The following is a 9,713-nucleotide window of genomic DNA, read 5'->3' as shown; positions in this document are numbered from 1 at the left end:
TGTTAAACAAATACCACTTGGTGGATCGATGGAGTCTGACCCCATCGATTCGTTACATCGATTCGTTATGCCCACCTGCAATTTTGTAGGGTGTGAAACGCGAAGCGTTGCGCACATTCAGGCGGATCAAACACATCGATGCACGCGGGGGATTCCGCGTGCGCAAAGAAAAGAATTTGCGCACCCTACCGGGCTTGGTGGATCGATGGAGTCTGACCCCATCGATTTTCCGGCGCAGAATCAAAGGGGTCAGCATCGCATTTTTTCTACGTAAAATGAAAGCGATGCTGACCCCTTTAGTTCGCTCAACCCGGTCTACAGTCCGATCCCCGCAATCGATCGCAATCGACAATCGATGGGGTCAGACTCCATTGACCTCGATATCCCCACCTGTAACTATAGGGGTCAGCATCGCATTTGTTTCCATCTAAAAGGGATTCGACGCTAGCCCCTTAGTTTGCCCTGAGTAGAAAAGTCGACACAAGCAGTCAGTCGACAAAATGCCGGGCTGAACCCTCACCCCATTTGCCTGGATTTCCAGGCGTAAAATTCCGAAGGACGCAGTCCATAACGGGCCAGCACTCCTTCATGCAGACGCCGCAGTTCTTCCACGATCAAGGCTTGCACGGCGCTCTGGTCGGCTTCGCTCACCTCGATTTCAACCTGTTGCCTGATAACGCTCAGCGCATCTTCGTCACCACGAAACACTACGACGCGGATGGTTTTCTTGATGATGTCGCGGTAGGCCAGACGCGTCGGATCGGGTTCTGCCAGATCTTGTTTGATGGCCAGATATTCTTGCGTTGACCGCTCATAGGCCCAGACAAACAGATCGCGCAACAACTCGACGCGGTTGAGTTCGTACAGGCCAAGAATAGCGCGGCTGTAGGCCTGCTCAGGCACATCCAGAAAGGTCAGAGGGCACAGGTTGGCCCGAAACAGCGGCAAATTGGCGGCCAGACGGGAGGTGCGCTTGTTGATGTCGGCGAAGGGCTGCAGGTAGGGCAGATGCACCATCACAAAGAACGATTGTTCGAACGGATCGACAATCTGGTTGAGTTTCTCCAGTAGCAAGGTCATCGCCTCGTCGATCTGTTGCGGTACGGACAGTGGACGATAGACGCTCTTGGCGATTTCAACCGCGTGCTGGCGCAGACGGCCTTCATCGGCCGGGTTGGGCAAGAGATTTTCTGACAGGGCGCTGTGCAGGTTCATCAGGGTGTAGCGGTCAAAGCCAAGCGGGGTGCAGTTCTCAACCAGTAGTTCGATGGCGGTTTTGTGATTCAGGATCATCTGGGTTTCAATGGCGGCCTTGCCCTGTGCCACCCGCCCATGCTCAATGAGTTCACGCGTATCGAGGCGCGAATAGGTATTGCCTTCGAGATGGCTTGAGGCCCAGGAAAGATCGATCATCAGGCGATTCAGAACTGCACGGCCGTAGGTGCCGGCTGGTGCGTCTGCCTGACCGGTGGCGCCCATCTTGTGCAACTGCCGCCGCAGGGGTTCAGACAGATAGGCACTTCGGTTTGGCTGGTAGGCATCCAGAAATTCACGCTGGTAGCCCACAGGCTTTCGCGCCTCCAGGGGCTGATCAATATACGCCAGAATGTCGCGACTATCGGCAGAGAGCGCGATATAAGCAGGAAAGTGATCACTCGAAAGCTGGGCGCCGGCCACTGTTGTGAGGGCCAGATAGCGACGTGACCGGGTTTGGCCAACGGCGCTCAAGCGCCCGTCAGCGAGTAACTGACCGATCCAGCGCTGTGCCGTCCGCCTGGCAACTGCTGGATGAAGGGCGAGCAGTTCAGCCATCGTCAGGCCGTGGGCTGACGCCTGAATGCTCTTCAAGAGATCGGTAATAAGGGGCATGGCAAGCCTTGGCGCAAGTTTGCGAGAGATGTGGCGCAAGTATGGCGCAAATTCTGACTTGCGCCATAAAGTGGCGCAAGTTAACCCGTAAGCCCGCGTCAGGTGGCGACCATCAGCCCCGCAACCCGCGTTAATTGGCGTTCTACAATGGTGCAGCCGGGACAGCCAATCAATACGCCATTCTTCAGGCGCGTTGCCTGAAGATCGTTTATCCATGCGGCTTGCAGGCATGCCATGGAAGGCGCATGAACATTTCCTGCCACGGCATCCATGCTGAAGATGCCCGTATTCATTGGCTTGCAGGCGCGCTTATTCTTCAGCCATGTCGCGGCGCGGGACGGTTTCAGGATCGACAATGATTCCCCGGTAAATCTCGACCCGATCACCCGGCTTCAGCGTTGCATCGAGCTTGACCAGGCGTCCGAATATCCCGACCTTTTGCGCACTGAGGTCGATTTGCGGGAACTGCTTGAGCACGCCTGAACGCTGAATCGCCTCCTGGACGTTCGTTTCATCCGGCACTTCAATATTGAGCCAGAGCTGTTGCCCGGCCTCGGAGTAAGCAACACCAATCAGCATTTGCGCCTCCTCAAGTTCAATGCGCGGGCGACAAGTCGGCCAGGTCGGCCAATTGTGCCTGACGTTGGGCCTGCCGACGCTCCCAGGATTGTTTGGCAGCGAGCAACAAGCCCAGCGTGGCAAATCCGCCGGGCGGCAGGATCATCAGCAAGGTGCCGCCATAACAGGGCAGCGCCTTGATTTCCATGAAGGAAAATGACGGCCCGAGCAACAGGCTGGCTTGCGAAAAGAGCGTCCCTTGCCCGACGAACTCGCGGATCAGGCCGATCAGCGTTAGCGCGAAGGTGAAGCCGAGCCCCATCCACAAACCGTCCATGGCCGAGGCCAGCACCGGCCGCCGGGCGGCAAACGCTTCGGCTCGCCCGAGTACGGCGCAGTTGGCCACGATCAGGGCGATGTACATGCCCAACACCTTGTAGAGATCATGCATCCAGGCGTTGATTCCGAGATCGACCAGGGTGACAAGGCCGGCGATCAGCACGATGTAGACCGGGATGCGCACCTGCTGGCTGGTGACATGGCGAACGCTGGATACCAGTGCGTTGGAGACGACCAGAACCGCTGCGGTAGCCAACCCCATGCCCAGACCATTGGTGCCGCTGGTAGTCACCGCCATGGTCGGGCACATGCCGAGAATCTGGGCAAAAACAATGTTGTTCCGCCACAGGCCATCGGCACAGATATCGCGATATTCATGGTTCATCTCAACGCTCCTTTGCGGAAGTTTCAGCGGGTTTGGCGTAAATTTCTGTCCGGTTGTCGCGGTAGAACTCCATCCCTTCACGCACCGCCTTGACGACGGCGCGCGGCGTGACGGTGGCGCCGGCGAATTGATCGAACACGCCGCCATCCTTCTTCACGCCCCACTTTTCAAGTGGCGGGTTACCCAGCGACTTGCCGTTGAAGTCAAGAATCCACGAATTCTTGGCGACTTCGATCTTGTCGCCGAGGCCAGGGGTTTCCATGTGCTTGGTGACGCGCACGCCGAGCATTTTCCCTTCGCTATCGACCCCCATCAGGGCCACCACGTCACCCGCGTAGCCACGGCTACTGACCTGAAACACGGCGCCTTTGGGCTCGTTGCCAAGACGCGCGCGATAAACCAGCACTTCCTTGCCGTCCTTGCGCTTTAGGCGAACGGCATCCTTCAGCAAATCGTTATCGGCAAAGCCGGCCGGCAATACCTGCTTCAATGAGGTTTCAAGGTCGTGCTTTTCGGCCGCCAGGATTTCGTCATGGGTCACCAGATTCGCCGTCGCCAGCGCCGCGCTGGCAAGCAAACCGATCAACCCAAGGAAAATACCGTGATAGCCGATTTTTTGCTGAAGTGCCTTGATACCCATATATTTGTCTCCCGACTTCAGCTCTTGATTTCAAGGGGCTTGCCGCGCCGGTCACGGCCTAGAATGCGCGGCATGGTGAAGCGGTCAATCACTGGCGTCAGCGTGTTCATCAGCAGCACGGCAAAGGCCACGCCCTCTGGATAACCGCCCCAGGTACGAATTACGTAGGTCAGAAAACCGCAGCCGAAGCCGAAAATCAGTTTCCCGGAATAAGTCGAGGGCGACGTAACGTAATCCGTGGCGATAAAGAACGCGCCGAGCATCACCCCGCCGGACAACAGATGCGAAGTGACTTCGAGATAGCGCGCCGGATCGACGGCATGACCGATGGCCGCCGGCAATGCCACCCCGGCCAGCATGGCCAGCGGAATGTGCCAACTGATGACCCCGAGAAACAGCATCGCCAACCCACCGCCAAGAATCAGCCAGGAGGCCGTTTCGCCGAGGCTGCCGGCGCGCACGCCGATCATCGAAACCATGGCTGCGTGCTCGCTACCCAAGGAATGCAGAAGATCGATCCCGCGCGAAAGCTCGGTCTTGGCATAACCGAGCAAGGTAGCGCTGGTCACCGCATCGGGTATCGGCATCGAGCCGAGCATGATGCGCAGGCCTTCGATAATGCCGGGGGCGTTGGCGGCGGTAATCGGCATCGGGGCCACCCACAACGTCATCGGTATCGGAAACGAAACGAGCAAGGCAACGCGCGCCACCATCGCCGGATTGAACGGGTTCTGGCCAATACCGCCGAATACGTGCTTGCCAAAGACGATCGCCAGCAGAGCGCCAACCACGGCAATCCACCAGGGCGCCCAGGGCGGCAGCGTGAGCGCCAGCAGCCAGCCGGTGAGTACGGCCGAACCGTCCAGCAAATGGGTTGCCGGCGCTTTCCCGGCCAGGCGCAGACAGAAAAATTCAAACATGACGCAAGCAGCCACGGTGAGCAAGAACAGGAAAATCGCCGGCCAGCCATAGAGCCAGAAACCGTACAAGGTAGCCGGCACCAGCGCGGCCTGCACAATGAGCATGGTGCGCGTAACCGACCCGCCACCCGTAACGTGAGGGGCGACGGCCAGTGCTGGCAAACTCGCGGCGGTATGGCTCATGCGGCCACTCCTTCGTTGACTGCTTCGTTGCCTGTTTCCTTGATTGATTCCGTGGGCGCTTGCTTGACTTCACCGGTTGGCTTGGCCGCCAGCGCCGCTCGCTCGGCTTTACGGCGAGCGGCCGCTTCAACTTTTTCCCGTGTTTCGCGATCCAGGCGTTCCTGCTTCGACAGCGTCAGTTTCTTGGCCGCTTCCTGCCGCAACTGCGCCCGCGTCTGGGCTGACAGTTCACCCTTGGCATAGCTGAAATACTGCACCAGCGGGATGTTGGAAGGGCAGACATAAGAGCAGCAGCCGCAGGAAATGCAGTCGGACAAGCCGAGTTTCTCTGCGCCATCGAGTTTTTCGGCGCGGATGTTGGCGGCCATCTCCAGCGGCATCAGGCCCATCGGGCAGGCCTTGATGCAACTGCCGCAACGGATGCAGTTGCGCGCCTCCTGCTCAGCCATTTCAGCCGCCGAGAAGGCGAGGATTCCGGCCGTTCCCTTGACCACCGGCACCCGAGCGTGCGGCAGCACGATGCCCATCATCGGCCCGCCCATGATCAAGCGCGGCGAAACTTCGTTGTAGCCGCCGGAAAAAGCCACGACATCGGCAACCATGGTTCCGATCAGAACCTCATAGTTGCCAGGAGCGGCCATCGCACCGCCATTGAGCGTAATCAACCGCGTAATGAGCGGACGACCGAGATAGATCGCCTGATACACCGCATTGGCCGTGGCTACGTTGTGTACAATGACGCCGACATCGGCGGCACGGGCATCGGAAGGCACTTCGCGACCGGTCAGTTCGACGATCAACTGGCGATCCGAACCCATCGGATAGCGCGCTGGAACCGGGCAGATTTTCACTTCGCTGTAAGCTTCTGCAGCCTTTCTCATCGCCGCAATGGCTTCCGGCTTGTTGTCCTCGATACCGACCAGCGCCTGTCTGGCACCGGTGGAGTGCAGCATGAGGCGTACGCCCTCGATAATTTCCAGCGCCTTGTCGCGCATCAGCCGATCGTCACACGATAAATACGGCTCGCATTCGCTGCCGTTGACGATCAGCGTATCGATCTCGGAGCGCAGCCCGAGGGCCAGTTTCACCGAAGACGGGAAGGTGGCGCCGCCCAGGCCGACCACGCCAGCGTCGGCCACCCGCTTGGCGATGGCCTGCGGTGACTCGGCAAAGGGGCTGGTTAGTCCCTGGCAATCCAGCCAGCGGTCGTCGCCATCGGGTTCGATGGACACCGCCAGCATCGGCAAGCCGGAAGGATGCGGGGCGGTAATTTCGTTGATGGCCAGGATGGTGCCCGAGGTCGGCGCATGAATCGGCGCCGAGATGTTGCCTTGGGCTTCGGCCAGGCACTCGCCCTTCAGGACTTTCTGGCCAACGATGACGCGCGGTCGCGCAGCGGCGCCGACATGCTGCGAAAGCGGAACAAACAGGCGCGTCGGCACCGGCAGGCGGACAACCGGCACATCGGCCGCCGGGCGCTTGTGGTCGTCCGGATGAACGCCCCAAGGGCTGCTGAAAATTTTCTCGAAAAATCCCATCACATTCTCCTCAGGCAGCGATCGGCTTCGGCCAGATCCAGTGCTGCAAAGTCACCGGTATCGGCTTCATGGACAGGGCTTCAGTCGGGCATTTTTCGATGCAACTGCTGCACCCGGTGCAGGCATCGCGCAGCACGTCGTGAATCTGCTTGGCTGCGCCGATCAGCGCGTCGGTCGGGCACACCTTGGAGCAGCGGCAACAGCCGATGCACAACTCCTCGGCGACAAACGCAATTTTTGGCCCGTCATCCTTGACCTGCGAGAGGTCGAGTGAAACACCCAGGCGGGTGGCCAGCGCCGTCGCCAGATTCTTGCCGCCCGGCGGGCAGATGGTCACCGTGGCCTCGCCCTCGACAATGGCGCGCGCCGCCGACGCGCATCCCGGAAATCCACACTGTCCGCAGTTCGAACCGGGCATCATGGCTTCGACTTCAGCGATGAAAGGATTGGTTTCAACCTTGAAGATCCGGTCGGCGAAACCTAGTCCCAGCCCGAGCACCAGGCCCAGCAGAGAGAGGCTAAAGATGGCGATGATCATTGTTGCGCTCCTGTCAACAAGGCTTAATTGAAATTCAAACCGGAGAAGCCCATGAAGGCCAGCGCCAGCATGCTGGCCGTCATGAAGCTGATCGGTGCGCCGGCAAACGCGGCGGGAATGCGCGACAGAGCCAGGCGTTCGCGCATGCCGGCAAACATCACCAGAACAAGAGTGAAGCCGACCGATGAACCGAATCCGAAAACGATGGCGTGGAAGAGACTCATCTTTTCCTGAGCGCTGAGCAGCGGCAAACCGAGCACGGCGCAGTTGGTGGTGATCAGCGGCAGATAGACACCCAGCGCCTGATAGAGCTCCGGGGCCGATTTCTTGACGACCATCTCGACAAACTGGACGACGGCAGCAATCACCAGGATGTACATCAGGATGCGCAGATAAACGATGTCGAAAGGGATAAGAATCCAGTTTTCGAGCATCCAGCACGCCCCGCTGGCCATGGTGATGACGAAGGTGGTGGCCAGGCCCATGCCGAAAGCGGTATCCAGCTTCTTGGTGACGCCGACGAAGGGACACAAACCAAGAAACTTGACCAGGACGACATTGTTGATGATGGCCGTCGAAAAGAGGAGAAGAAGTATTTCACTCATGGCAGGCTCTACTGAATGGACGCTATTCACTGTGCACAGGGCGTGCCAGCTTTCTGTATCGGTCCTAAGCCCTTGTCGATGCACGCTTTCACCACCAGCGCACCAATCCGGGGCGAAGCCATCGCTTGCCCAATGTCGCAAACCCGACAGGAATTTCGTCGCAATTGCCCCGCAGGTCATATGGATGAACGCTGTAGCCGCTTTGCCTGGTGATCGCTTCATTAAACGGCACGGAAGCTGCTAGAGATAGTGCAGAGCAATACAACGCAAACGGGCATGACTTTGGAAGGCGCCCCAAATTATGAAAGTCATGCCCGTTTCCCTCACCCCCGCCCCTCTCCCAGAGGGCGAGGGGAGGTTCGAGAATCGCTGGCGCGACTTTAATGTTAACCAACATGCCATCAGGAGCAACACCATGCCGGTAGTAACCCCTGCCAAAGCGGCCACTTCCCAGCAGAAAACGGAGTTGCCTCCGGAAGCCTATCGTCAGGCGGTGGATCAGGCCGATCTGGCCATTTCGATCACCGATACGAAAGCCATCGTCCTGTTCGCCAACGAGGCTTTCACGCGCGTAACCGGTTATACGGCGGAGGAAATTGTAGGCAAAAACGAATCGATACTTTCCAACAAGTCGTCGCCGGATGGCCTCTACAAGGGGCTGTGGGAAGAGCTTTCGGCGCAGCGGCCATGGTCCTGCATGCTGCTCAACCGCAAAAAGGACGGCCAACTCTATCTGGCCGAACTGACCATTTCTCCGGTCGTCGATAACGAGGGCAAGACAACGCATTTCCTCGGCATGCACCGCGACGTGACCGAGCTGCACCGCCTGGAGCGCCTGGTACGCAACCAGAAAAAGCTGATCGAATCGGTTATCGATGCGGCGCCGGTCGCTTTCGTCGTGCTCGACCAGAGCGGCCACGTCATTCTCGACAACCATGAATACAAGAAACTGCTGAGCGACCTGCACGTCGCTGAACCGGCGCATACCCTGCTCGACAGCCTGATCCCGAACTGGCGCGAGACACTGGCCAGCCAGCCGGAAACCTGCGTTTTCGCCAATCGCGAAACACGCATCGACCGCCCGCTCGGCCGTGCCCGCTGGCTATCGGTCACCACTTCGCTGATCGAAATGCACAGCGACTGTGCAGACAGTTATTTCAACACCGGCAGCAAGACCGGTCTGTTGCTGGTCATTTCCGACGTCACCAGTCTGCGTGAAGAGCAGGCGCGCACCCGCTCGGCCACCATGCAAGCAGTGCTCGCCGACGAGGAGCGCACCGCCGCCATTCGCGAAGGCCTCTCGGCGGCCATTTTCAGGCTGGAAGAACCGATGAACGTGATGGCTTCCGCCGCCGCCGTGCTGCAGCGGCGCGACCCGGCCAGCGCCGAAGCCCTGCGCCGGGCGCTGGCGGATAGCCGCGAGCACCTCGATTCGCTGCGTCAGGTGATTCCGCAAAGCCCGCAGGAGATCGAAATCCGCATCAATCTCAATGAAGTGCTGCGCGACGTTCTGCAAATCAGCACGCAACGCCTGCTTGGCGCCGGCATCATCGTCGACTGGAAGCCGGCGCTCACCCTGCCGTCGATCATCGGTCGCCCGCTGCAACTGTGCATGCTGTTCAAGGCGCTGGTCGATAACGCCATCGAGGCGATGAACGTCAAGGGCTGGAGGCGCCGTGAATTGACTGTTTCCAGTGCCGTCAAGCGCGACTGCATCGTCATTACCGTCAGCGATAGCGGACCAGGAATTACGAACGATGACCGGCACAAGGTTTTCGAACCCTTCTTTACCGGCAAGACGGGCGCCGGTCGCCACATCGGCACCGGGCTCTCGCGCGCCCAGCAAGTGGTGGCCGACCATGGCGGCATCATCGATCTGGAAGAAAGCGCCAGCGGCGGCTGCCTGGCTATCGTCGAATTCCGCCTCGACGGCGACCCGATTTGATGACCATGAAATCCAGCGGTATTTCCTCCCTCTCCCCAACCCTCTCCCGCAAGCGGGCGAGGGGGCCGGCTGGCGCTCCTTCTCTACTCCCCTCGCCCGCTTGCGGGAGGGCCGGGGGAGAGAGTCGTTCGTCAGAATAAATAACCGGCATTATGTAGCAGCTACCCCAAGCCTCTGACCGCGGTACCGACCA

Annotated in this window: 10 protein-coding genes; 1 reads left to right on the top strand and 9 read right to left on the bottom strand. The window is 59.3% G+C overall.

Going from position 1 to position 9,713, the window contains the following annotated elements:
• Positions 1–516 precede the first annotated feature (516 nt).
• From ACOYNV_RS22940 to rsxA, 9 genes are all read right to left on the bottom strand, one after another.
• Positions 517–1,869 carry a Fic family protein gene (locus tag ACOYNV_RS22940; protein ID WP_422902131.1) on the bottom strand — a complete coding sequence of 451 codons (1,353 nt, stop codon included), beginning with the start codon at positions 1,867–1,869 and terminating at the stop codon, positions 517–519.
• A 98-nt stretch (positions 1,870–1,967) separates the two neighbouring features.
• Positions 1,968–2,162 carry a hypothetical protein gene (locus ACOYNV_RS22935; protein ID WP_422902130.1) on the bottom strand — a complete coding sequence of 65 codons (195 nt, stop codon included), beginning with the start codon at positions 2,160–2,162 and terminating at the stop codon, positions 1,968–1,970.
• 16 nt (positions 2,163–2,178) lie between these two features.
• Entirely contained in the window at positions 2,179–2,448 is a 270-nt protein-coding gene (locus tag ACOYNV_RS22930) for an RnfH family protein (protein WP_422902129.1), read from the bottom strand.
• A 16-nt stretch (positions 2,449–2,464) separates the two neighbouring features.
• A complete protein-coding gene (locus ACOYNV_RS22925) occupies positions 2,465–3,151 on the bottom strand; it encodes an electron transport complex subunit E (protein ID WP_422902128.1) in 687 nt (228 codons plus the stop codon).
• Between the two features lies 1 nt (position 3,152).
• Positions 3,153–3,791, bottom strand: coding sequence for an electron transport complex subunit RsxG (gene rsxG, locus ACOYNV_RS22920; RefSeq protein ID WP_422902127.1), 639 nt, complete (start codon positions 3,789–3,791; stop codon positions 3,153–3,155).
• Between the two features lie 17 nt (positions 3,792–3,808).
• Entirely contained in the window at positions 3,809–4,894 is a 1,086-nt protein-coding gene (locus ACOYNV_RS22915) for an RnfABCDGE type electron transport complex subunit D (RefSeq protein ID WP_422902126.1), read from the bottom strand.
• Positions 4,891–6,432, bottom strand: a complete 1,542-nt coding sequence (rsxC, locus tag ACOYNV_RS22910; protein ID WP_422902125.1) for an electron transport complex subunit RsxC — start codon at positions 6,430–6,432, stop codon at positions 4,891–4,893. Before rsxC ends, ACOYNV_RS22915 begins: the two co-directional genes overlap by 4 nt.
• A gap of 10 nt (positions 6,433–6,442) precedes the next feature.
• Complete coding sequence (locus tag ACOYNV_RS22905) at positions 6,443–6,970, bottom strand: RnfABCDGE type electron transport complex subunit B (RefSeq protein WP_422902124.1); 528 nt, start codon at positions 6,968–6,970, stop codon at positions 6,443–6,445.
• 23 nt (positions 6,971–6,993) lie between these two features.
• Positions 6,994–7,575 carry an electron transport complex subunit RsxA gene (gene rsxA / locus ACOYNV_RS22900; protein ID WP_422902123.1) on the bottom strand — a complete coding sequence of 194 codons (582 nt, stop codon included), beginning with the start codon at positions 7,573–7,575 and terminating at the stop codon, positions 6,994–6,996.
• A gap of 415 nt (positions 7,576–7,990) precedes the next feature.
• On the opposite strand from rsxA, the gene nifL reads away from it, so the two are divergent.
• Positions 7,991–9,520 (top strand): nitrogen fixation negative regulator NifL, encoded by a 1,530-nt coding sequence (gene nifL / locus ACOYNV_RS22895; RefSeq protein ID WP_422902122.1) that lies wholly within the window; start codon positions 7,991–7,993, stop codon positions 9,518–9,520.
• Positions 9,521–9,713 lie beyond the last annotated feature (193 nt).

The sequence above is a fragment of the Propionivibrio sp. genome (genome assembly GCF_049316945.1).
Lineage (GTDB): Bacteria > Pseudomonadota > Gammaproteobacteria > Burkholderiales > Rhodocyclaceae > Propionivibrio.
The sequence above is the reverse complement of the archived record's forward strand: the minus strand, read 5'-3'. Positions and strand labels throughout refer to the sequence as shown.

Excerpts from the sequence above, each read along its gene's own strand:
- ACOYNV_RS22940 (WP_422902131.1), bottom strand. The coding sequence starts at position 1,869 with ATGCCCCTTATTACCGATCTCTTGAAGAGCATTCAGGCGTCAGCCCAC.
- ACOYNV_RS22935 (WP_422902130.1), bottom strand. The coding sequence starts at position 2,162 with ATGAATACGGGCATCTTCAGCATGGATGCCGTGGCAGGAAATGTTCAT.
- ACOYNV_RS22930 (WP_422902129.1), bottom strand. The coding sequence starts at position 2,448 with ATGCTGATTGGTGTTGCTTACTCCGAGGCCGGGCAACAGCTCTGGCTC.
- ACOYNV_RS22925 (WP_422902128.1), bottom strand. The coding sequence starts at position 3,151 with ATGAACCATGAATATCGCGATATCTGTGCCGATGGCCTGTGGCGGAAC.
- rsxG (WP_422902127.1), bottom strand. The coding sequence starts at position 3,791 with ATGGGTATCAAGGCACTTCAGCAAAAAATCGGCTATCACGGTATTTTC.
- ACOYNV_RS22915 (WP_422902126.1), bottom strand. The coding sequence starts at position 4,894 with ATGAGCCATACCGCCGCGAGTTTGCCAGCACTGGCCGTCGCCCCTCAC.
- rsxC (WP_422902125.1), bottom strand. The coding sequence starts at position 6,432 with ATGGGATTTTTCGAGAAAATTTTCAGCAGCCCTTGGGGCGTTCATCCG.
- ACOYNV_RS22905 (WP_422902124.1), bottom strand. The coding sequence starts at position 6,970 with ATGATCATCGCCATCTTTAGCCTCTCTCTGCTGGGCCTGGTGCTCGGG.
- rsxA (WP_422902123.1), bottom strand. The coding sequence starts at position 7,575 with ATGAGTGAAATACTTCTTCTCCTCTTTTCGACGGCCATCATCAACAAT.
- nifL (WP_422902122.1), top strand. The coding sequence starts at position 7,991 with ATGCCGGTAGTAACCCCTGCCAAAGCGGCCACTTCCCAGCAGAAAACG.